18 protein-coding genes are annotated in these 22,274 nt (G+C 49.1%); 12 read left to right on the top strand and 6 right to left on the bottom strand.

The annotated features are described in order from the left end of the window. Positions 1-20: 20 nt before the first annotated feature. The gene (locus tag MRBLPE1_RS08215; protein ID WP_364143853.1) at positions 21-263 is read right to left on the bottom strand and encodes a hypothetical protein; all 243 of its coding nucleotides are present in this window, start codon (positions 261-263) and stop codon (positions 21-23) included. Between the two features lie 107 nt (positions 264-370). Between MRBLPE1_RS08215 and MRBLPE1_RS08210 the strand changes: the two genes are divergently transcribed. Beyond that, positions 371-1,105: an SDR family NAD(P)-dependent oxidoreductase gene (locus MRBLPE1_RS08210; RefSeq protein ID WP_364143850.1), complete on the top strand. Its 735-nt coding sequence runs from the start codon at positions 371-373 to the stop codon at positions 1,103-1,105. Between the two features lie 898 nt (positions 1,106-2,003). Here MRBLPE1_RS08210 and MRBLPE1_RS08205 read toward each other — a convergent pair. After that, complete coding sequence (locus MRBLPE1_RS08205; RefSeq protein WP_364143848.1) at positions 2,004-3,215, bottom strand: aspartate aminotransferase family protein; 1,212 nt, start codon at positions 3,213-3,215, stop codon at positions 2,004-2,006. 170 nt (positions 3,216-3,385) lie between these two features. Here MRBLPE1_RS08205 and MRBLPE1_RS08200 point away from each other — a divergent pair, with 170 nt between their 5' ends. Both MRBLPE1_RS08200 and MRBLPE1_RS08195 read left to right on the top strand, forming a co-directional pair. Then, complete coding sequence (locus tag MRBLPE1_RS08200) at positions 3,386-4,411, top strand: dienelactone hydrolase family protein (protein WP_364143845.1); 1,026 nt, start codon at positions 3,386-3,388, stop codon at positions 4,409-4,411. A 104-nt stretch (positions 4,412-4,515) separates the two neighbouring features. Further along, complete coding sequence (locus tag MRBLPE1_RS08195) at positions 4,516-5,973, top strand: alpha-L-fucosidase (RefSeq protein WP_364143842.1); 1,458 nt, start codon at positions 4,516-4,518, stop codon at positions 5,971-5,973. A 132-nt stretch (positions 5,974-6,105) separates the two neighbouring features. Here MRBLPE1_RS08195 and MRBLPE1_RS08190 read toward each other — a convergent pair whose 3' ends face one another. Then, on the bottom strand, positions 6,106-7,005 hold the full coding sequence (locus MRBLPE1_RS08190) for an AraC family transcriptional regulator (RefSeq protein WP_364143840.1): 900 nt from the start codon (positions 7,003-7,005) through the stop codon (positions 6,106-6,108). A gap of 161 nt (positions 7,006-7,166) precedes the next feature. Here MRBLPE1_RS08190 and MRBLPE1_RS08185 point away from each other — a divergent pair, with 161 nt between their 5' ends. Beyond that, a complete protein-coding gene (locus MRBLPE1_RS08185) occupies positions 7,167-9,296 on the top strand; it encodes a glycoside hydrolase family 52 protein (RefSeq protein WP_364143838.1) in 2,130 nt (709 codons plus the stop codon). 42 nt (positions 9,297-9,338) lie between these two features. On the opposite strand, the gene MRBLPE1_RS08180 is transcribed toward MRBLPE1_RS08185, so the two are convergent. The 3 genes from MRBLPE1_RS08180 to MRBLPE1_RS08170 form a co-directional block, all read right to left on the bottom strand. Further along, the gene (locus tag MRBLPE1_RS08180; protein WP_364143836.1) at positions 9,339-9,467 is read right to left on the bottom strand and encodes a hypothetical protein; all 129 of its coding nucleotides are present in this window, start codon (positions 9,465-9,467) and stop codon (positions 9,339-9,341) included. 146 nt (positions 9,468-9,613) lie between these two features. Beyond that, positions 9,614-9,757 (bottom strand): hypothetical protein, encoded by a 144-nt coding sequence (locus MRBLPE1_RS08175; protein WP_364143833.1) that lies wholly within the window; start codon positions 9,755-9,757, stop codon positions 9,614-9,616. Between the two features lie 135 nt (positions 9,758-9,892). After that, the gene (locus MRBLPE1_RS08170) at positions 9,893-10,765 is read right to left on the bottom strand and encodes an AraC family transcriptional regulator (RefSeq protein ID WP_364143830.1); all 873 of its coding nucleotides are present in this window, start codon (positions 10,763-10,765) and stop codon (positions 9,893-9,895) included. Positions 10,766-10,901: 136 nt separating this feature from the next. Here MRBLPE1_RS08170 and MRBLPE1_RS08165 point away from each other — a divergent pair, with 136 nt between their 5' ends. The 8 genes from MRBLPE1_RS08165 to MRBLPE1_RS08130 all read left to right on the top strand — a co-directional run bounded on the left by MRBLPE1_RS08165 (position 10,902) and on the right by MRBLPE1_RS08130 (position 22,251). Then, positions 10,902-12,875: a glycoside hydrolase family 127 protein gene (locus tag MRBLPE1_RS08165; protein ID WP_364143827.1), complete on the top strand. Its 1,974-nt coding sequence runs from the start codon at positions 10,902-10,904 to the stop codon at positions 12,873-12,875. A gap of 255 nt (positions 12,876-13,130) precedes the next feature. Beyond that, positions 13,131-13,925 (top strand): Nif3-like dinuclear metal center hexameric protein, encoded by a 795-nt coding sequence (locus MRBLPE1_RS08160; RefSeq protein ID WP_364143825.1) that lies wholly within the window; start codon positions 13,131-13,133, stop codon positions 13,923-13,925. Between the two features lie 22 nt (positions 13,926-13,947). Continuing rightward, a complete protein-coding gene (locus MRBLPE1_RS08155) occupies positions 13,948-15,525 on the top strand; it encodes a response regulator (RefSeq protein ID WP_364143822.1) in 1,578 nt (525 codons plus the stop codon). A 91-nt stretch (positions 15,526-15,616) separates the two neighbouring features. Continuing rightward, positions 15,617-17,344, top strand: coding sequence for a sensor histidine kinase (locus MRBLPE1_RS08150; RefSeq protein WP_364144564.1), 1,728 nt, complete (start codon positions 15,617-15,619; stop codon positions 17,342-17,344). Positions 17,345-17,493: 149 nt separating this feature from the next. Beyond that, positions 17,494-19,191, top strand: coding sequence for an ABC transporter substrate-binding protein (locus MRBLPE1_RS08145; RefSeq protein WP_414698834.1), 1,698 nt, complete (start codon positions 17,494-17,496; stop codon positions 19,189-19,191). Positions 19,192-19,287: 96 nt separating this feature from the next. After that, positions 19,288-20,262 (top strand): ABC transporter permease, encoded by a 975-nt coding sequence (locus tag MRBLPE1_RS08140; RefSeq protein ID WP_364143820.1) that lies wholly within the window; start codon positions 19,288-19,290, stop codon positions 20,260-20,262. A gap of 14 nt (positions 20,263-20,276) precedes the next feature. Beyond that, positions 20,277-21,221 (top strand): carbohydrate ABC transporter permease, encoded by a 945-nt coding sequence (locus MRBLPE1_RS08135; RefSeq protein ID WP_364143817.1) that lies wholly within the window; start codon positions 20,277-20,279, stop codon positions 21,219-21,221. 19 nt (positions 21,222-21,240) lie between these two features. Beyond that, positions 21,241-22,251 (top strand): endo-1,4-beta-xylanase, encoded by a 1,011-nt coding sequence (locus tag MRBLPE1_RS08130; protein WP_364143814.1) that lies wholly within the window; start codon positions 21,241-21,243, stop codon positions 22,249-22,251. The last annotated feature ends 23 nt before the right edge of the window (positions 22,252-22,274 follow it).

The following is a 22,274-nucleotide window of genomic DNA, read 5'->3' as shown; positions in this document are numbered from 1 at the left end:
AGAAACGTTCTGCAATTCCGCTAGCTCGGCGGGGGCTGCGGAACGTTTTTTGCATCGAGCCGGTAAGCGGCCATTAAATATTTGAGCATTTGGGGTCCGGCGATATTGGCGGCCATTCCGAACAGCTCGGAATGGGCTAATTTTCTGCAAAGCAAATAAAACGCTGTACCGCCGATGAGCTCGAAGGCCAGAAACTCCTTCCATTTCCAGGCGGGTATGACGTAAATTTTAAATTCATTATTTTTTATGGCTCGTGTACGCAAAATGATAGCCCTCCTGCTGATTAGGCGCATTACAACCGTATCTAAGTTATGCGGAAATGCTTATCCATCATGCATGGCGAGCCTCGAATTAAAAGTTGAAGGGAGAAGTGGATGAAATCAAAAAAACAGCGTTAGTAACAGGCGCGGACCGCGGGGTAGGTCTTGCCCTTGTGAAAAGCCTGCTGGGGCAGGGCTTTCATGTATTTGCGGGACAATACACGGATGAAGCGCCGGAGCTTCAAGCACTCAAAGAAGTGCATGCTGATCAGCTTTGTCTGCTGCCTCTAGATATCGCGAGCGATGACAGCGTGGCAAGGGCATTTGAGTCGGTGTCCGGGAAAACGGATCAGGTTGATTTGTTAATCAATAACGGCGCTATACTCGGCGACATTGGAGCTACCGTGCTGGATCCGCTGAATTATGCGGAGATGATGGACGTCTTTAACGTGAACACGCTGGGCAGCCTGCGGATGAGCCAGACGTTTATGCCGCTGCTTCTGAAGAGCGATTCGAAATTTCTGATCAACATTTCATCGGAAGCAGGCAGCATAGGCGATTGCTACCGTGACAGCTGGTTCGCATACTGCATGTCGAAGGCGGCGCTTAACATGCAGTCCAAGCTGATCCATAACGGAATTAAGAAGCAGGGCGGGCGCGTATTAGTCGTTCATCCTGGCTGGGTGCAAACCTTCATGCAGGGCAAGCTTGATGCAGCGGCCTCGTTGACGCCCGAGCAGTCGGCAGATGCCATTTTGCGGCTAATTGAGGCGCGGCTGTGGCTTCCGGCAGACGGGGCCGAGTGCGAATATGTAGATTACGCAGGCAATGGGCTTAATTGGTAGAGGTTAAGGCCGGGTTCGACAGCAGGGGTCGAGTTTAGTTTTTTTTACATTTGAAAATATAGATTTAACCTTATGCAATGCTTATATTTCACAGCGGAACTAGCTTCTATCGCCAAGGAAGACATCTACTATCTAAACGAAGCAGCAGCTTAGGAGTTGTTGTAACGGAAGTTGGTATGATGCAATTTTCGAATTGCACCTGCGGGAGGCCTACGATGCAGTTCGTACAATAGAATGGCGCCAGAACGGCAACTGCTTCTCATACACTGCAGTTTGTACAACAGAATTTTTATAAACGACTCCTATTCCGGGAAAATGGGTTCAATTGTTGTGTTCTGCTGTATTTTATGCAACGTAGCTTCGAAGAGAGGCGAATAACAGGGATTCCGCTGTACTTTCTGCATTGTAGGACTGGAAGGGAAGCAAGAGCAGGATCGTATTGTGCATGCATCGTAGCCAGTGGAATACCGACGGGGTACCGATGTGGATGCTTGTTATATTAAAAAAATCGTATCGATATGCTTCATCGTAAGAAGCACATCGATACGAGCCAAATAAATCTTTCCATTAAGGTGAAGCCATGCAAAAAGATCTTCCTACCGCGCAGAAGAATGCAAGGCCGCCGTAAAAGGCACATCGCAGCGCTTTATCGAGAGGCTGGATCAGCTTGGCGCCGAATCAGATGAGCCCTTCGACGGCTTGCCTTCATTATGCGGAGCGTTATGCGGCTTGGCTGCGATTCAGCGGTTGATCCCGGGGCTCATTCAAACCGCTGAACCGCTGCAGTTCGTACTGGACCGCAGACCTTTTATTTGAAATTTTAACCCGATCCGTTGCCTTTTCACCGTAAACGAGCTTTCGCCGCCAAGCACTGCGTCAGCCGTTTACGCTTGAAGCATCAACCCGGCTCCAGCTTTCCGAGCGCGTGACGCATAATGCCCAGCATATCATCGATGTTCTGCTGCGTTACGATTAACGGAGGCACGAGCCGAACCGTAGATGGATTAGGCGAATTAATGAGCAAACCCTCACGCAGGCAAGCCGCGGCCAACAGGGTGGCTGTACCCTCGGGCAAGTCGAAGGCAAGCAGCAATCCTTTGCCGCGAATATTCGAAATAGGGAAGCTGCTTGCGAGGGCATGAAGTCCATCTATCAAGTATTGTCCCTGCTTCTTCGCATTTTCGGCTAAATTTCGATCGAGGAGCTCCTTCAGAACGGCATAGCCGGCAGCCATAGCAAGCGGAGCTCCCGTATAAGTACCGCCGTGATCGCCAGGCTCGAATAAGTCGTATTTGTCCAACGTGAGCATCGCCGATAACGGAAAGCCGCCGCCGATTCCTTTGCCGAGCGTTATGACATCGGGCCGTATGCCATAATGCTCGTAGGCAAATAGCTTGCCCGTTCTGCCCATCCCCGTCTGGATTTCATCGAAGATGAGCAGCATGCCGTACATGTCGCAAATTTTACGCAATCCGTATAAATAAGCCTCCGATACCGAATGAACCCCGCCTTCGCCTTGCACAAGCTCGACCATAATGGCGCAGGTTTGATTCGTAACCGCGGCAAAGCAAGCGTCGAGGTCGTTGATCGGAACATGCTTGAAGCCATCGATTTTGGGAGCAAAAAGTTCCTTCCATTGCTCTTTGCCGGTAGCCGACATCGTCGCAAGCGTTCGTCCGTGGAAGCTGTTCGTCAACGTAATAATCTCATAAGCTCCGTTTAAGTTGACCGCGCCATGCTTTCTGGCAAGCTTAATCGCGCTCTCGTTCGCTTCGGCGCCGCTGCTGGCGAAGAAGGCTTTATCCATCCCGCTGACGCCGGTAAGCAGCTCGGCGAATTCAATCATTGGCCGGTTATAATAGCCGGGGCTGGCGTGCACCAAAGTGGCGGCTTGGCGCGACAGTGCTTCCTGCAAGACCGCTGGTGAATGACCAAGGCTGGCTACGGCCCAGCCGCCCACAAAATCCAAGTAACGTTTGCCTTCCGTATCCCAAAGATGCATTCCATCGCCGCGCTCCATCACGATCCCAGGACGACGTGCCGTAAATAAAACCGATTTCTCCGCTTTTTCGAGCAGTGCTGCCGTTAATGATTTTTCCATTTGAATCATGACGAGCCTCCCGGTTATTCAAAGTATTGTATAAATATACAGTAAAGTGAATAAAAATTCAATACAGAATTAAAATCTTCACAAGGTATATTTACGGCTAACCTTCCAAAACGGTCATTATGATTCGGAATAACATGTAAAAAAAATCTAGAGTAGAGGCGGAGCGAAAAATGTGGAATGGGGACGATTTATTAAATAAGCTTTACAACGAAGCGGTCAATCGGCATCAAACGAGTTCCATGCGGGAGCTTCGAAACGAGCGCAGACCGAAGCTGAAGGCGGCGCTGCGTGAAGCGATTGGCCACTTTGAGCCTAACTCGGATTTTGCTCCGCGGCTGCTGGAACGCGTCCAATGCGATGGATATGTCCGCGAGCGGGTGGAACTTTCGGCTACACCGGCGTTAACCTTTGCTGCATATGTCCTTATTCCTGATAACGTGAAGGAGCCGCTGCCTGCCGTGCTGGCGATTCATGGCCATGGTTATGGCAGCCGTGAGATCGTCGGCTTGCTGAAGGATGGCTCGCCCGATCCGGAAGAGCCAGGCATCCACCAGCATTTTGCCTTGCAGCTCGTGAAGCGGGGAATGGCCGTAATCGCGCCGGACGTCATCGGGTTCGGTGAGCGAAGGCTTCTTGCGGACCTTGCGGTTAATCCAGATACGCCAAGCTCCTGCTACAAACTATCCACTCAGCTGATGATGTTAGGAAAAACGCTTACCGGCTTGCGGGTTACCGAGGCTTTAAAGGCCTTTACTTATTTGGCTTCAAGGCCGGAGGTCAATCCGGATCGCATAGGGCTCATGGGCTTCTCCGGCGGAGCATTAATTGGTTATGCAGCTGCCGTGCTGGAGGCGCGGATCAACGCAGCGGTGTTGACCGGCTTTACAAACACGGTTAAAGACAGTATTTTTGCTGTCCATCATTGCATTGATAATTACACGCCGGGTTTGCTTGTGCATGCGGAGCTGCCAGAGTTAATCGGTCTTCTAGCGCCGCGCCCGTTATTTCTCGAATCGGGCGAGCGTGATCCGATTTTTCCGGTTGCTGGCTTTCGCAAGGCGGCAGCTGAAATCCAGGAGATTTATGAAGCAGAGGGTGCCGGCGAAAAGCTCGCAACGGACATTTTTCCGGGCGCGCACAAAATTAGCGGAAGGCTGGCTTACGACTGGCTGAAGCGGACGTTAACCTCGCAATAAGGTTACTTTTGTCCAAGAGATAGATAATTTTCTGCATGTCTATGAAGTGCCTTCATCGCTAGAATGAACATAGGTAGTTCAATGCGAGAGAGGATGATAGCTTCATGGGAGCAGATACATATTTGAAGACGATTGAAGATACGATTAAAAACGGGAAATTCAAGGATAATTGGGATTCGCTCAGCGGATTTGAAGCTCCCTCTTGGTATGAGAAGGCGAAATTCGGTATTTTCATTCACTGGGGCGTCTATTCCGTCCCCGCATTCAAGAGCGAATGGTACCCGAGGAATATGTATATCCAGGACTCGGAGGAATACAAGCATCATCTCGCCGTCTATGGAGAGCACAAAGATTTTGGCTATAAGGATTTTATTCCGATGTTTAAAGCGGAGAAATTCAATGCTGACGAATGGGCTGCGCTTTTCCGGCAAGCAGGCGCCAAATACATTATGCCGGTTGCGGAGCATCATGACGGGTTTCAAATGTACAAAAGCGGCATCTCACCTTTCAATGCCTATGAAATGGGGCCAAAGCGCGATTTAATTGGTGAAATGAAAGAAGCTTTCGAGAAGCAGGATATGACGTTTTGTGTTTCTTCGCACCGGGCGGAGCATTGGTTTTTCTTATCGCATGGCAAAAAATTTGATTCTGACGTTAAAGAGCCGCTCGTACGCGGCGACTTCTACTGGCCTTCGATGCCGGAGCCTGACCATCACGACCTGTACGGTTCTCCTCCGAATCAAGCCTATTTGGAGGATTGGCTGATCCGATGCTGCGAGCTTGTGGACCAATATCAACCGAAGGTATTTTATTTTGACTGGTGGATTCAAACGGAAGCCTTTAAGCCTTATCTCAAAAAATTCGCAGCATATTATTACAACCGGGCGATGGAGTGGGGCGAAGAAGTAGCGATCAACTATAAGCATGACGCGTATCATTTCGGCACCGCGGTCCCGGATATCGAGAGAGGACAGTTCGCGGAACTCAAGCCGTATTTTTGGCAGACCGACACGGCGGTGGCAAAAAACTCATGGTGTTACACGCCGAACAATGATTATAAATCATCGAATGAAATTATCCGGGATTTAGTAGATATCGTGAGCAAGAACGGCAGCCTGCTGCTGAATGTAGGCCCCAAAGCCGACGGATCGATTCCCGATGAGGATAAGCAGATTCTTCTTGAAATCGGCCACTGGTTGAAGGTGAACGGAGAAGCCATCTACGATTCGACCTTCTGGCGCATCTTTGGCGAAGGGCCGACGGAGATCGAGGAGGGCCAATTTACGGATGGGAAATCTAAAGTGTTTACGAGTGAAGACATTAGGTTCACCGTGAAGGGCAGCACTCTTTTTGCAGCCATTCTCGTATATCCCGAAAACGGAGTGGTCGCAATCAAAGCCCTCAAAGAAAAATCGATCCATTTCCAAGGTATTATCGAGGAAATTAATGTTCTAGGGTTTGACGAAAAACCGGCATGGGAGAGAACGGAAGAAGCCTTGATTATTCAGACACGGCATGTCCAAAGCTCGGCACCAGTCGTATTCAGCATCAAAATCAATTAACGGTTGATCATAAAATTCCCTCCGTCTTAAAATAAACAAGGGACGCAAGCTTCGGCTTGCGTCCCTTGTTTATTTTATAAGAACCGCTTGCCGCAGTGTAAGGCATCAGCCTTTAAACCCAATGAATTGGAGTTATTTCGTCAGCTTGCGGAAGGCTGTCGGGGACAGATTCATCCATCGCTTAAATTGCTTGCTGAATTGCGAGACGTCATGATATCCGAGCTGATAGGCGATATCCTCGACGGTGAGCTCCGAATTGATCAGCAGCAGCTTCGCTTGGCGTACAATCAGGCCCGTTAAATATTGCCGCGGCGACATGCCGTAAACTCGCTGGAAGACCCGTTTGCAATAAGCGGGGCTATAGCCGAGGCGGGCGGCCATTTTTTCGATACCGATTCGTTCCTCAGGCAGGCGTTCCGAGACGGAGGCGCTCCGCAGCTCCCGTTCTATCGTTGCGGCGAGCGACATTTCATTCTCGGAGGCTTCTTTTCCATGCAGCTCGCCCTTGCCTTCGTCCATGGTCCAATTCGTTAGGGCAGACAGCATGAGGAAGGTATCGCTCAGAAAAGCGAGCTTGTCCCGCTGCAGGCCCGTTTGGGCATATTGCAGCGAACGTATTAACCGCTCCAGCGTGCTTCTGATGCCGGCAGACGAAGGATTTCCGGTAGGCAGCAGCGTCGTCTGCATGCTCATCAAGCTTCTGCGGAGCGTCAAATCGTCGATATCAAAATGCAGACAGAAGTAAGTCATTGTCTCATTGCCGGAAGAGCCTTCGCTTCTGTGCTTGACGCTGGGAGGAATGAACAAGATATCCCCTTCATGCTGCAAAAAGGATGAGTTCTCCGCAAACATGGTCTGCTCTCCGTCCAAGACCATGTTGAGCTCGAACATGGTGTGATAATGCTCGGGATAGCTCCACTGCCCGTTAACGGTACGCTTATGCGCCGCAACGATTTGAAAGGCAAACTGCAAATCGGGCGTCATCAGCTCCTGAATGCTGTTTTCCCGGCCGAAGGGTAGATGGTTTCTCATCGCGTATTCCTCGCTTTATAGGATGAGTTCAGTATAACATACCGTCAACCTGCGGCATGGTGACGTTTTGTACAAATAAAGGCCTGTTATGACCCTGTTGGCGCCTGTAAAACGACCGTAAGATGGGAAGAGATACAACCTATGAAGGAGATGAATTTACCTTGGCAAAAAATCAGTTTTTTAACGCGCATCATTCCCCGATCGGTGCTTTTTCCAGCTTTACGCTCGGATTTCCCGGAGCTTCGGGAGGCTTTGACATCGAACTGGCTAAACCGCCGAAGGAGAATATATATATTGGCCTGGAACGTATGGACGGGACCGGCTATGACACGCTGCCGTTTCATGATGTGCAGGGAGAAGATGAGAGCAAGCGCTACGATATCGAGAATCCCGATCCGAGTCCCGACAAGCCGAAGCTGCTTCACCCGCTGGCGCAGCAGGACATCCAGCGTGATTTCCAGCTGACGACGGATACATGGAAGTCGGGCGATTTGTCATTCCGGATTTATTCGCAGGTACGCTCGGTACCGGACCCGGCATCGGCCTCTGAAGGGGAGCTTAAGGACACGCTTCTCCCAGCCGTATTTGCGGAGCTGACCGTAGATAATTCGCGTTCGGACCGCAAACGCAGGGCGTTTTTCGGTTTTCAGGGAAGTGATCCCTACCAAGCGATGCGGCGAATGGATGATACCTGCGGCAGACCGGGCATTGGGCAGGGACGCCAGCTAGCGATCGTGACGGATGAGCAGACGGCGGCGTCTGCGCAGCATTTTACGCTGGAGGATATTTTGGGCGCGTCTTTGAAAGAAAACTGGACCTTCGGCCTTGGGGCCGTATGCTCGCTTATCTTGGACACGGAACCTGGGGAAATTAAAACATACCGGTTCGCGATTTGCTTCTATAGAGCCGGATATGTCACGACAGGGATTGACGCTTCCTACTTCTATACGCGTTACTTTCCGAATGTCGAGGCGGTCGCTGAGTATGCGCTGACCCATTTTGACAGGCTGACCGAGGAGGCTTTGCGGGCTGGCGCGTTGACAGAACAGGATAACCTGTCCGACGACCAAAAATTCATGCTAATCCACTCCATTCGGAGCTATTATGGCAACACGCAGCTTCTGGATTACGAAGGGAAGCCGTTTTGGATCGTCAATGAAGGCGAATACCGCATGATGAATACGTTCGATTTGACCGTGGACCAGTTGTTCTATGAGCTCAAAATGAATCCATGGACAGTCAAAAACGAGCTCGACATGTTCGTGAAACGCTATAGCTACGAGGATACGCTGCGCAAACCGGGCAGTGACGAGGTATATCCGGGAGGCATCAGCTTTACCCATGACATGGGCGTTGCGAATGCGGTATCCCGTCCAGGCTTCTCGTCCTATGAGCTGTACGGCCTTGACGGCTGTTTCTCCCATATGACGCATGAGCAGCTGACGAATTGGGTGCTTTGCGGCGCGGCCTATTACGAGAAAACGGCAGATCGCGAATGGCTTGACGCGAACCTTGAAATATTCGAGAAATGCTTAAACAGCATGCTTAACCGGGATGATTCCAATCCGGACAGCCGCAACGGCATTATGGGTCTGGACAGCTCGCGGACGATGGGCGGCGCGGAGATTACGACTTACGACAGCTTGGACGTATCTCTAGGCCAATCACGGAACAACATTTATTTAGCGGGGAAAAACTGGGCGGCTTACGTGGCGATGGAGCGGATATTCCATGAAAACGAGCGGGCTTCGCAGGCAGAGACGGCAGGAAAGCAAGCAGACAAATGCGCGGCCACGATTGTCAGCCATGTCACAAGCGAAGGCTATATACCGGCGGTCATTGGCGAAAATAATGATTCCAAAATCATTCCGGCCATCGAAGGGCTTATTTTTCCTTACGTGACGGGGAACCTTGCCGCGCTTGAGCCGGAAGGACGGTTTGGCGCCTACTTGGAGGCTCTAAACACGCATTTGCGGTATGTATTGAAACCTGGCATTTGCTTGTTTGAGGATGGAGGCTGGAAGCTGTCCTCTACGAGCAATAACAGCTGGCTCAGCAAAATTTACTTGTGCCAATTCGTGGCGCGCGAGCTGCTCGGCATCGCATGGGAGGAGACCGGACGGCAAGCTGACCAAGCTCATGTCCAGTGGCTGACGCATCCCGAGCTTTCGATTTGGAGCTGGAGCGACCAAATGATTTCCGGGCGCATTACCGGCAGCAAATATTATCCGCGTGGCGTAACCTCGATTTTATGGCTCGAGGAAGGGCAAAAGGCGAAGCCGCAGCAATAAACGGCACTATCATTTATTTTTCGGGGCATCCTCTCGGCTTATTTATTCGGCTGAGGAGATGCCCTGTTTTTTCATGACGATTAAACCGCCAAAGTTGCCGTGGCTCAGCTGATTAAACCTATCGTTACTTTTAAGCAAAGCGATCATCGCGTCAATCAGAATTCCCGCCATGATCCGCTTGCCGGTCTGTTGTGCAGGTTATTCCGCAAATGAATGGCCTTGAAGCGGCGATTATAGTGTACTTTGTGCAGCAGAAAGTTAACATCGCACTTTTTCTTTTGGCTGCGCTGTAGAAACTACAATAGAAATGGCCCCTGTCAAGCGAGAAGTGCCGCAAATAAGATCATCTGTTGTAGTAACTGCAATGTTGAGGCGGAGCAGCCGGTAAATGAGCGGTTCTGTTGCAGTAACTGCATTGTAGCTAGTTCCAAGGTGTAGATGAGGGCCGATTGCGTCAGCATTCGATATTAGCTCCCCTCCCGATCGGCCTGGGGTGCCGCAGCTGAGTGGTCCATAACAGCATGCTGATGTATTATAGAATGATGTCTACCAAAGAGCTGTTCGTGACGGACCCTTACACGATTGCAACAAGATCTTCAACTCATATACTGCTTGCGAAACTTAGTCGGCGGCATTCCGATCTGCCGCGTGAAGCAGTTAGAAAAGTAAGGGACATTCTCAAAGCCGACATGCAGCGCGATTTGGGCTACGGGCCATTCCGTCTTAAGCAGGAGCAGCTTCGCCTGCTCGAGCCGGTATTTGGATAAGTAGTCAATCGGCGTCATGCCGTATACCTGCTTCATGCAGCGCGTGATGTAGTTGTAGTGAAAATTCAGCGCGTCTGCCATCGTTTGGCTTGTTATTTCCGCGCGGTAATTGTTTTTGATATACGCCTCCGCTTTTTCCGCCAAAGTGACGGAAGGGCTCGTATAGCTGTCGTTTTGACGTAAATCCATCATGCGGAGCAGTTCCTCGAAGGTCTGCTGCTGCGTCCAGAAGGCGCTGGATTGACGTTCCGCGCCCGCTTTGTTCAGCGTACGCATAAGCCGGTAAGCCTGCTCGGGGTAAGGGAGCGTCCACGCTTTTTGAAGATGGAGGGAATAGGGCGCAGTGAGAAAACGATTATAATGCTGGTCATGGCTGATGCTGGCATGGTCGAGCTCCGATTGCTGCCATTCTCCTACCGGCAGAAAATGAACCCAATAAAAAACGGTCTTCCCTTCGGACGGCTTTACGGAATAATGGGGACGGTCAGGCAGCAAAACCAGGGATTGCCCTGCCGTCAACTCCCATTTGCGTTCTTCCTCTCCAATAAAGAGACAGCCGCTTTCCACGATAATCAGATCAAATACGCCCAGATGCCTGCGGCTGGGATGCTGGTCGCCGCGCTTATGGACCGTAACGCCGCTTTCGAGGTAGTACGGAAGCGGGGGCGCCGCAAAATAGATATGCTCCGATGCTTCTGTCATCGTAATCCACTCTCCGAGTTTGTGTGATATTTTATAAGAAATAGGTTATTTGTGTTTGTATTTATGTTCTATTCTAACGCATAAAATAGGAATCAGCAGTATGAAATTGAATAAATGCTGGAGAGGTGCGATACGAATGGGACAAGCAGTTAGCAAGGTACATGCGAAGCCGGTATCATTAAAGAAAGTTAAAATTACAGATGATTTCTGGAATTATTATATTCATTTGGTGAGGGATGTTGTTGTCCCTTATCAGTGGGATGCGATAAACGACCGGGTTGAGGGAGCGGAGCGAAGCGGCGCGGTAAGCAATTTTAAAATCGCTGCAGGGCTTGAAGAAGGCGAGTTTTACGGCTATGTATTCCAAGATACCGACGTAGCCAAATGGCTAGAGGCGGTAGCTTACCTGCTTGAAACGAAGCCTGACGCCGCATTGGAGCAGGTTGCCGACGAGATGATCGAGATTATCGGCAAGGCGCAGCAGCCAAGCGGTTATTTGAATACGTTTTTTACCATTAAGGAACCGGATAAAAAATGGACGAATTTAACGGAATGCCATGAGCTGTATTCGGCGGGACATATGATTGAAGCAGGCGTTGCTTACTATCGTGCGACCGGCAAGCGTAATCTTCTCGATATCGTATGCCGGATCGCGGATGATATCGCCGTTGTGTTCGGTGACGGCCCGGGCCAAATCGCTGGTTACGACGGACACCAGGAAGTCGAGCTTGCGCTTGTTAAGCTGTATGAAGCAACAGGCGAACGCAAATATCTGGAGCTGAGCAGCTACTTCATTGACAAGCGCGGACAGCAGCCTAGCTTTTTCGAGGCAGAAGCTGACCGCAGAGGAAGAACGACGCATTGGAGCAACAATAAGATTCATATTGATCCGGAATATTTTCAAGCGCATTTGCCTGTTCGCGAGCAGGAAGCGGCAGCCGGACACGCGGTACGCGTAGTTTACATGCTTGCAGGCATGGCAGACGTTGCGCGGGAAACAGGCGACGAATCCTTGATGAACGCTTGCCGCAAGCTTTGGGACAACATTGCTTCCAAGCAAATGTACATCACGGGCGGCATCGGCTCGATGGCGCAGGGCGAGGCTTTTTCTTTTGATTACGATTTGCCGAATGATACGGTATATTCAGAGACCTGCGCTTCGATCGGCCTTATTTTCTTCGCGCACAGAATGCTGCAGCTGGAGCCAAGCAGCAAATATGCCGATGTCATGGAACGCGCTTTGTATAATACGGTGCTTGCGGGGATGTCGCGCGACGGCAGGCATTTCTTCTATGTCAATCCGCTGGAAGTAATGCCGGATGTATGCGAAGGGAAAAATAAAAACTTCAACCATGTAAAGCCTGTCCGCCAAGAATGGTTCGGCTGCGCATGCTGCCCTCCGAATATTGCCCGTTTACTGGCATCGCTGGGCGAATACTTGTACTCCGTAAAGGAGAACACCATTTACTCCCATCTCTATATCGGCGGCGAAATGGAGCTGTCATTGGGAGCTGCGAAGGTTAAGCTTAATCAGCAATCATCGATGCCGTGGGAGGGCTCGGCGCGCTTCGAGGTTACTTTGGAGCAGCCTGCAGCCTTCACGCTGGCGCTTCGCATACCGGATTGGTCAGCGAATGCATCTGTTCTCGTAAACGGAGAGGCCTATGCGATTGCGGATAAAACCGTTGACGGCTACGCTCGCATCGATCGGCAGTGGGTGTCAGGCGATATCGTCGAGCTCACGCTGGAATTGCCTATTTTACGTGTAAGAAGCAATCCTCTCGTGAAGCAAAACGCCGGTAAAGTTGCTTTGCAGCGCGGCCCGCTCGTGTATTGCGTAGAAGAAGCCGACAACGGACAACAGCTTCAGCAGCTGCTTCTGCCGCAGGATGCCAAGCTTGCAGCTTCTTACGAAAAGGAGCTGATCGGCGGCATTCAAGTAATCAAGGCGGAAGGGTTGAAGCTGCAATTCGAGCAATGGGGCAGCCAGCTGTACCGCTCGGACGCCGATGCTGCTCTCAAGCCGGCCAGCCTTACTTTTATTCCGTATTACGCATGGGCGAACCGCGGCAAAGGTGAAATGGCCGTTTGGGTGAAGGAACGCTTGTAGCATGATGGAACGGCCTGCAGGTATGCAGCCAAAATAATAAGCTAAAATGCGGCGATCGCTTACCGGAATCTATCCGGGGCGGTCGCTTTTTTTTGTTCCCAAGCCGCTTTACGCCAAAAGGATGTTGTAAACACCTTTAGTTTTTAGGGTTGACACTATACTTTTTGCATTGTGCCGTTCCTTTATTGAACATAAAATTTAAATAACAAAGCGTAATTTAATTTAAAATAAAACCTGCGGGAGCGGACAAGAACGATGACAAACATACAGGATATAATAGACAGGCTGACAGCTTCCCTTGAACCGATTCCGAATTCCGTGGATACGCTGGCATTTGGAACGCCCGGGACGGAAGTTAAGGGCATTGCCGTTACGTTCATGGCGACGCAGCAGGTGCTTGAGCAGTCCGTCCAGTTAGGGGCTAACCTCGTCATCACGCATGAAGGGATATTTTACAACCACCGTGACGGTACGAAACCCTTATACGCGGACGATGTTGTATATAAGTCGAAAAAATGGTATATCGAAAGGATGGGCGTGGCCGTTTATCGCTATCACGATTATTGGCATCGCTTTCAGCCCGATGGCATTATGGAAGGGCTCATCCAAGCTTTGGGATGGCAGGAGCATGTAACGGAAAATTTACCCGCCGCGACGCTCGTAACCCTTCCGCCGATGAACCTTGAACAGGTCATTGGCGATATCAAAAAAAGACTAGGGATCCGCTTCCTGCGGGCCGTTGGCGATTTGTCCATGGCGTGCACCCGTATTGGCTTGCTGGTTGGCTATAGAGGGGCAGGAGAGAACGTGATTCCTTTGTTCAGCAAATATAATCTGGATTTGATTATTTACGGGGAAGGCCCGGAGTGGGAAACGCCGGAATATGTTCGGGATGCCGTGCATGCTGGCAAAAGCAATGCGCTCATTGTTCTTGGCCACATGGAAAGCGAGCAGCCGGGGATGCGGCTGCTCGCCGATCGGCTGGGGAAATGGTTTCCCGCCATTCCCGTTCATTATTTGCCTGTTGATCCCGTATTTCGTCTGGCATAACCCGAATGAGGAGGACAAAATGATGCATTTACATCGTGCAATTCTGGTGGATGACGAATTATTTACCCGCAAAGGCCTAATAAAGCTGATCGATTGGGAAGACTGCGGCTTTGAAATTGCCGGAGAAGCGGATAATGGCGAGGATGCGTTGGCGCTGATCGAGCGAGTTCAGCCGCAGCTTGTTATCACGGATATTCGTATGCCGGTCATTGATGGACTGGAGCTGATAAGGCGGGTCACGACGGAAAATAACATGAAGCCTGCTTTCGTGATCATAAGCGGCTATAACGATTTTAACTATGCTCAGCAGGCTATGCGTTACGGCGTTCAAGATTTTGTTGTCAAACCGATTGATGAGATCGAATTCACCAGCATTCTGAAAAAGCTAAACGAAAAGCTAAATGCGGAGCAAGAGGAGCAAACCAAGAAGGAGCGGCGGATAGGCAGCGAGATGATCAAATCGCTTATTCTTGGCGAAGCAAGCGAGGCTTCCATTGCAGGATGGGAGCGTCGTTTGCAGTTGAAGAAAACCGATTTCTTAATTTATATGTTCGCGGAGCTTAACGATAACCACCGCCTGGATCCATCAACGGGACAGATCCCTAACGCGCGTTTCATGGAGCTGGTCCAGCAGGAGCTTATGCGGATTACGGCAGCCTCTCAGCCGGTTAACCTGTATGAGCATCGCAACCGTATCGGCATCTTGCTGCCCGGCTTTCTGCTGGAGCCCTTCAACGGGGAGCTTGAGCGGTTCCTGGCAAAATTTAGAGCGGCACTGGATATCCATTTTGGCAAAAGCGTATTTCTATATGCCGGCTCTCCGGTCTATGGTCTGGCGCATATTCGGGATTCCTACAAAGCGGCTAAGGACGCCTTGTTATACAAATACACAAATGATGAACGAATCGTTGTGTATGAGCAGATCCAATCGGAGCAGCTAAATTATATCGGCTTCGAGCCGGTTCAGTTTAATCAATTCATGGAGCATTTCGAAGAGCTGAAGCTGGATGTGGTGAAAACGGCGGTCGAGCAGTGGTTTCTGGATTTTCGCGAGAAACGGTATGCCCCGGAAGCGGTCAAGATGAATATTCAGCAATGCGTAATGGGGATTATGAAAACGATCCGCAGCATGGAAGGGGACGAGCAATCCTTGTCCACCCTCAAACCGCTGCTGAATTGGCAGGACATCAATCTGTCGCTCGGCGAATTGAAAAACATGTTTTCGGCATTTATCGAAGAGAGCGGATTGCTTGTCGCGGAGCTGAGAAAAGAACAGCAGAAGGGCGGCATACAAAAAATCAAGAGCTATATCGAGATGAATTATTCGCAAAATATGAGCCTCAAAAGCATCGCGGCGCAATTTTATGTGAATCCCGTCTATTTGGGCCAGCTATTCAAGAAGACGTACGGCGTTTATTTTAACGAGTTTCTGCTGCAGCTGAGGGTGAACGAAGCCAAAAAGCTGCTTCGGCAATCCTGCGCAATGCGAGTATATGAGATCGCGGAGAAGGTCGGGTTCAGCAACGCCGATTATTTTGTTACCCAATTCGAGAAGATCGAGCATATGACGCCGACCGAATACCGCAATCAGCTCCCATAAGCTTATACGCCAAATGAAATAACTACACACAAAGGGGATTAGACGCGTGAAGCTGCACTTGAATCTCAACAATGTCCGACTGCGGAATAAGATGCTGGTCCTCTATATTTTTTCCGTTTTTCTCCCCATCGTATTAACGAATGTGATTTTCTATAATGTGACGACAGAGAATGTGAAAAACCAGCGGATGAAGGATTTTTCGCGCGCAGTCGATCAAATAAACAATGAGTTCCGGTCCGAGGTCGAGGATGCCGTGACGATCTCGTCCGTATTTTATACGGATTATAATTTAAATCAAATATTAGAAACGGACTATCAAGAGCCGGCTGCTTATATTGAAGCGTACGACACCTATTTCCGAAGGATTTTGAACAGCTATACGCCCGTGTACACCTCCATTCAAAATATTAAAATTTATGTCGAGAACCCAACGATGCTGCATTCCGGCGGAATCGGGTTTCTTTCGGATGAAATCAAGCAAACCGATTGGTACAAAATGATGCAGGAGAAGCACAATGCCTATCCGATCTTCATCCGTACGCAGCAGGAAGACTTGTATTTGAAGAGCGAAGAGAATGTGACCCGTAATACCTTCAGCATTATCCGCGAAATGAATTATTATGAATCAAAAAAACAGTGGAAGAAGTTTTTGAAAATTGATTTGAAAACAAGCACGATTGAACAAATTTTCCGGAATCAGAATTTGCAAGGAAATATTTACTTAGTCAATGACAAAGACGAAATTGAATTTACGACGGACTCTGCGGTGGACTGGCGAAAAGATACCATACGGTATGATTCGTTGGAATTCCCATCGGATGCCGTCGCATTCCAAGCAGAATACGCTTATGTGAGCTACATGGACAACTGGCGCATTATTGCTTCGATTTCGGAGGAAGAGGTATTGAAGGAAGTGCGTCAATCGCGTGAGTTTGTTTTCGTATTGGCCTGCCTGAATATCTTCATCCCGACATTGATCATTTTATGGATTACGCGTTCCTTGAATGTACGGCTGGTTGAAATTCTTAAGCATATGAAAAAAGTGAAAAACCAGCATTTTGATACGATTAAGCAAGAAGAATATTCGGATGAAATCGGCCAATTAACGAGCGAATTCAATCGGATGACGATACAGGTGAAAAGCTTGATTGACGATGTCTATATCGCGGACATTCAGACGAAATCCCTCGAGCTGGAACGAAGGAAAGCGCAGCTTAATGCGCTGCAAAGCCAAATTAATCCCCATTTTTTATTTAATGCGCTGGAAACCATTCGAATGCGCAGCCTCATTAAGGATGAGACGGAGACGGCAAAAATCATTCAGAATATGGCGAAAATATTCAGAAACTCGCTTACGTGGGGCAAGGACCGGGTGATGGTCAGCGAGGAAATGGAATTTATCGTTTGCTTCCTGGAGATCCAAAAATACCGATTCGAGGACCGGATGGTTTACGATATTCACATTGATCCCTCCGCTAGAAATTGTTTGATGCCCAAAATGATGTTCCTGCCATTTGTTGAAAATGCCAGCATTCACGGCATTGAGCCGCTGCGGAACGGAGGCAAAATCGAGGTGAGGGTCGAACGGGAAGAAGATGAGCTGATCTTTTCGATCCGTGACAATGGCATTGGAATGGACGAAGCAAAAGTGAAGCAGTTTTACGGTTATTTGGAGAGCGAAGAAGAGATCGGAGAAAGGATCGGCGTTCAAAATGTCATTTATCGCTTGAAGCTGATCTACGGCGGCCGCTTTCACCTATTAATCGAGAGTATGCCTGGGGAAGGGACGTTTATTCGGGTTAGAGTACCCGTTGAATAGGTTAGACGCATCTCAAAACGGCTGAAGGTTATATGCTTTTTAAAGCAAGAACTATAGTTTGCGGGGTAAACAAAGGTTCTGAATTTTTTTATACTGAAAGTGCTTACAACAATAAATAAAACAAAAAGTATCGAAAGGGGCTCGAAAAAGTGACAAAGAAATTATTATTAGTTTGTTTGGCTGCTTTCATGATTTTTACTGTAGCATGCTCGAATAACAACAATGGCGGAACAAACAAGCCCTCAGACAGCACGAACAGTCCGAATGCAACGGCGGATGAGGGAGAGAAACCGGTTGAAAAAGTAACTTTTTCTTATTTCAACGGCGTAGCGGCAGCTAAAGATACGAATACCAATGAAACGACGATCGGTAAAATACTTGAAGATCAAACCGGCGTTAACTTTAAGATTGAGCACTTAGTTGGCGATCTTAATACGAAGATTGGAACGATGATTGCATCGAACGCTTATCCCGATGTTATGATTCCGGATGCCGCAATCGACAAGATCCTAGATGCGGGCGCGTTCATTGCGCTTGATGATCTAATCGAGCAATACGGTCCGAACATTAAACGCGTATACGGTCCTTATTTCAATCAAATGAAAGCCGCAGACGGCAAAATTTACTTCCTGCCGTTCTCGAACACGGTTGGCGAATATATCCCGGATCCGAATATCGGACAAGGAGCTTTCTGGGTACAGCGCCGCGTGTTGAAGGAAGCAGGATATCCGAAAATCACAACGCTTGACGCCTATATGGACTTGGTTAAAAATTTCGTGGAAAAACATAAAGACGAGGATTTAACCGGTATCGTTTCCTTGACGCATGACTGGAGATTCTTCGCAACTTCTAACCCTCCAAACCATTTGGCTGGTTATCCGAACGATGGTAATGTCATCGTCGACATGACGACTTTTGATGCAAAAACCTATGCAGCGGATGACAATACAAAGCGCTGGTTGAAAAAACTAAACGAAATCAACGCGGAAGGCTTGTTCGACAAAGCCTCTTTCGTAGACAACTACGATCAATATTTGGCGAAACTTACATCTCATAAGGTAGTCGGATTCTTCGATTACGGCTGGCAGTTCGCGAACGCGCAAAACGCGCTTAAAGATGCGGCCAAGCAGGACCCGGCAATGGATGACTTTGTTTATTTCCCGCTGCCGGTAACCTTCGATGGTCAAAAGGATCAATATTTGGATCCTCCAGGCTTCGTGAAAAACCGCGGTATGGGCATTACGGTAAGCGCAAAAGACCCGGTTCGCATTATTCAATACTTGGATAACCTGTTGACGGACGAGAACCAAATTCTTCAAAAATGGGGCATTATAGGCGAAACGTTCGAAGTGGATGACAAAGGCCGGATGTACCGTACGGCTGAACAAATCTTGAAAATCGATGAAACCTTTAATGAAAAATTCGGCTTCAAATACTACTCATGGAACTGGCCGCTTTACGGCAACAACTCTACCCTGCCTGACGGCAATGCGGTTGCACCGGGAAATCAGCCGGAAGTGTTCCAAATGAGCCTGACGGATGCGGATAAAGCGATTCTTGAAAAATACGGCGTAAAAACCTATTCCGAAATGTTCGCTAAACCGGACGCCCGCCCTTGGTACCCTGCATGGGGCATTCCGAAGGAGCAAGGCTCGGAACAGCAAATATGGGAAACGAAAAAAGACGAAATCACGAAGAAGTACTTCCCTAAGCTTGTCCTTGCGAAGCCGGCGGATTTCGATAAGGTATGGGCAGAGTACACGGAAGCTTTCGGCAAGCTCGATACGGCAGCTTACGAGAAATGGACAACGGATGAAGTGAAGAAACTGATCGAAGCATCAAAATAACAGGTAACGTAGTAGCGGTGAGAGGCCGGCTTGCGCATGCAAATGTCCGGCCTTTCTCCTTATTTTGCCCGATTCAGTCCGGAAGGAGAGATAAAGATGGAACATAAGCGAGCAATGTCAACGTCAAACCTGGTGTTGCCTAAGAAGCCGACAGGACTGAAGCATTTTTCAAAAAAGCTGATCGAACAGCGCGTGCTTATCCTCATGTCCGTACCGTTTTTAGTTTGGTTGTTTATATTTAAATACATGCCTCTATGGGGGTGGACCATCGCATTTCAAGACTACAAGCCTGCCAGAAGCTTTAGCGAACAGAAATGGGTGGGGTTTGAACATTTTCAATTTTTGTTCCAGGATGAACGCTTTATCCGCGTCTTAAGAAACACGCTTGCCATGAGCGGCATTAATCTGATTCTTGGTTTCGTGACGGCCATTACGCTTGCTTTGCTTCTGAATGAGGTGCGCAAGGTTGCTTTTAAACGAGTGGTTCAAACGGTAAGCTATTTGCCGCATTTCATTTCATGGGTCGTAGCGGCAAGCATCATTCAAACGACGTTATCGCCTGACGGTATCATCAATCAATTGCTGCTTTGGACCGGCTTCGTCGAGAAAGGCGAGGAAATTCTGTTCCTCGGCATACCGGAGCAATTCTGGGCTATATTCGGAGCAAGCTCCGTATGGAAGGACGTAGGCTGGAACACCATCGTCTATTTGGCGGCGATGACAATGATCGACCCCGCGCAGTATGAAGCGGCGGAGATGGACGGAGCAGGCCGTATTAAACGGATGTGGTATGTTACGCTTCCGGGCATTAAGCCGGTTATTATCGTATTGCTGATTATGAATATCGGGTATTTGCTGGAATCGGGTTTCGAGCCGCAGTATTTGCTGGGGAACGGGATGAACGTCGATTTTTCCGAAAACCTTGACATATTTGTTCTGAAATACGGGATTGCGCAAGGCAACTACTCGCTCTCGATCGCGGCGGGCATGTTTAAAACGATTATTAGCTTTATCCTATTGTTCGCAGCGAACAATCTCGCAAAACGGATGGGCGAGTCCAGATTATTTTAGAAGGAGGGTACATCATGAATCAATCGGCAGCGGAAGCTGTTTCCAAAAAATCAAGCCGCATACGTTCGTCGCGCGGCGATCTGATCTTCGACACCTGCAATTATATCTTTCTCACCTTACTGATGGTCGTTACCCTATATCCTTTCTTGAATACGGCCGCCGTTTCGCTGAATAATGCGACAGATTCGATCAAGGGCGGCATCTATTTGCTGCCGAGAATGTGGACGCTGGACAATTACGCTTATGTGCTGAAGGAATCGACCATATTCCATGCGACGATGATTTCGGTTATGCGTACCGTGATCGGAACGATCGCAACCGTGTTTTGCTCGGCCATGGTGGCCTATACCATTACAAGACAAGAGTACGTCCTGCGCAAATTCGTTACGATTGCGTTCATATTGACGATGTACTTTAACGGCGGCCTCATTCCTAACTTTTTGTTGATCCGCGATTTGGGTTTGCTCGATAATTTTTGGGTGTATATCTTCCCCGGCTTGATCGGCGTGTTTAACTTAATCATCATTCGTTCCTTTATCGAAGGTTTGCCGGAGAGCATTCTCGAGTCGGCAAGAATAGACGGAGCAGGCGATTTCAAAATGTTTTACAGCATCGTTCTGCCCTTGTGCGTTCCGGTGCTTGCAACCGTCGCTTTATTCTCGGCCGTCTATCAATGGAACCAATGGTTTGACGTCTTCTTGTACAATTCATCGAATATCGATTTAAGCACCTTGCAATATGAGCTTCAGAAAATTTTGCAAAACTCCAATGCTTCCTTGACGACGAAATCGGCCGGCGATGCATTCGCCAATGCGGGCAATACGGGAGCCAATACGGTAACGCCGTTCGCCATTCGGGCAACGATGACCATTGTAGCCTCCCTGCCGATCATCATGGTATATCCGTTTTTGCAAAAGTACTTTGTGAAAGGCATGACCGTAGGCGGCGTGAAAGGATAATCGAATGGGGGAACAGGAAATGGACAGCATTCCGAACCGCAGCATTCCAAAGCTGCATGAGGCATTTCAGGCCTCGTTCGATATTGGAGCAGCGGTTAATCCGCGTACGATCATTCAGGCGGGAGAGCTTATCGCCAAGCATTATAACAGCCTGACCGCCGAGAATGAGATGAAGTTCGTAAGCTTGCATCCGGCGGAGGATACGTATTCGTTCGAAGAGGCAGACAAAATCGTTGCTTTTGCAAAAGAGCATGGCAAAAAAATGAGAGGGCATACGCTCGTTTGGCACAATCAGACATCGGATTGGCTGTTTCAAGAAGCAGATGGCCGACCGGTCAGCCGAGATAAGCTGTATGACCGCTTGAAATCGCATATCGATACGGTTATGAAGCGCTATAAAGAGGATATTTATGCGTGGGATGTTGTGAATGAGGTAATCGCAGACGAGGGATCGGAGCTGCTTCGCCCCTCCAAATGGCTGGAGATCGCCGGGCCCGGCTTTATTGCCAAAGCCTTCGAATTCGCCCATGAAGCCGATCCGAAAGCCCAGCTTTTCTACAATGATTACAATGAGTCGAATCCAGCAAAACGCGATAAGATCTACCGCTTGGTCAAATCCTTGCTCGAGCAAGGCGTACCGGTGCACGGCGTCGGCCTTCAAGCGCATTGGAATCTGTATAGTCCCGAATTGGATGATATACGGTCTGCCATCGAGAAATATGCTTCGCTCGGCTTAAGGCTTCAATTGACGGAGCTTGATGTATCGATGTTCCGCCACGATGACCGGCGCACGGATTTAGCAAGCCCGACGGCTGAAATGCTTGAGCTGCAGGAGCAGCGCTACGAAGCCTTGTTTAAGCTGCTGGAGGAATACCGGAGCCATATTGACGCCGTTACTTTTTGGGGAGCGGCGGATGATTATACGTGGCTGAGCGACTTTCCTGTGCGGGGACGGAAAAATTGGCCGCTTCTGTTCGATGAGAAGCATGAGCCAAAAGGCTCGTTCTGGAGAGTTATTCAGAGGAGCTAACAACTGCAAAGCGGGTTCGTAAG

The organism is Paenibacillus sp. LPE1-1-1.1, assembly GCF_040676435.1.
Lineage (GTDB): Bacteria > Bacillota > Bacilli > Paenibacillales > Paenibacillaceae > Pristimantibacillus.
Note: the sequence above shows the minus strand (reverse complement) of the source record. Positions and strands in the feature narration are given on the sequence as shown.

Bases quoted from the DNA above. Each gene is read 5' to 3' on its own strand.
- MRBLPE1_RS08175 (WP_364143833.1), bottom strand. From the start codon at position 9,757: ATGCTGACGCAATCGGCCCTCATCTACACCTTGGAACTAGCTACAATG.
- MRBLPE1_RS08160 (WP_364143825.1), top strand. From the start codon at position 13,131: ATGACAAACATACAGGATATAATAGACAGGCTGACAGCTTCCCTTGAA.
- MRBLPE1_RS08150 (WP_364144564.1), top strand. From the start codon at position 15,617: ATGCTGGTCCTCTATATTTTTTCCGTTTTTCTCCCCATCGTATTAACG.
- MRBLPE1_RS08190 (WP_364143840.1), bottom strand. From the start codon at position 7,005: ATGAGAAACCATCTACCCTTCGGCCGGGAAAACAGCATTCAGGAGCTG.
- MRBLPE1_RS08205 (WP_364143848.1), bottom strand. From the start codon at position 3,215: ATGATTCAAATGGAAAAATCATTAACGGCAGCACTGCTCGAAAAAGCG.
- MRBLPE1_RS08180 (WP_364143836.1), bottom strand. From the start codon at position 9,467: ATGGCGGGAATTCTGATTGACGCGATGATCGCTTTGCTTAAAAGTAAC.
- MRBLPE1_RS08170 (WP_364143830.1), bottom strand. From the start codon at position 10,765: ATGACAGAAGCATCGGAGCATATCTATTTTGCGGCGCCCCCGCTTCCG.
- MRBLPE1_RS08200 (WP_364143845.1), top strand. From the start codon at position 3,386: ATGTGGAATGGGGACGATTTATTAAATAAGCTTTACAACGAAGCGGTC.
- MRBLPE1_RS08135 (WP_364143817.1), top strand. From the start codon at position 20,277: ATGAATCAATCGGCAGCGGAAGCTGTTTCCAAAAAATCAAGCCGCATA.
- MRBLPE1_RS08155 (WP_364143822.1), top strand. From the start codon at position 13,948: ATGCATTTACATCGTGCAATTCTGGTGGATGACGAATTATTTACCCGC.
- MRBLPE1_RS08140 (WP_364143820.1), top strand. From the start codon at position 19,288: ATGGAACATAAGCGAGCAATGTCAACGTCAAACCTGGTGTTGCCTAAG.
- MRBLPE1_RS08130 (WP_364143814.1), top strand. From the start codon at position 21,241: ATGGACAGCATTCCGAACCGCAGCATTCCAAAGCTGCATGAGGCATTT.
- MRBLPE1_RS08165 (WP_364143827.1), top strand. From the start codon at position 10,902: ATGGGACAAGCAGTTAGCAAGGTACATGCGAAGCCGGTATCATTAAAG.
- MRBLPE1_RS08195 (WP_364143842.1), top strand. From the start codon at position 4,516: ATGGGAGCAGATACATATTTGAAGACGATTGAAGATACGATTAAAAAC.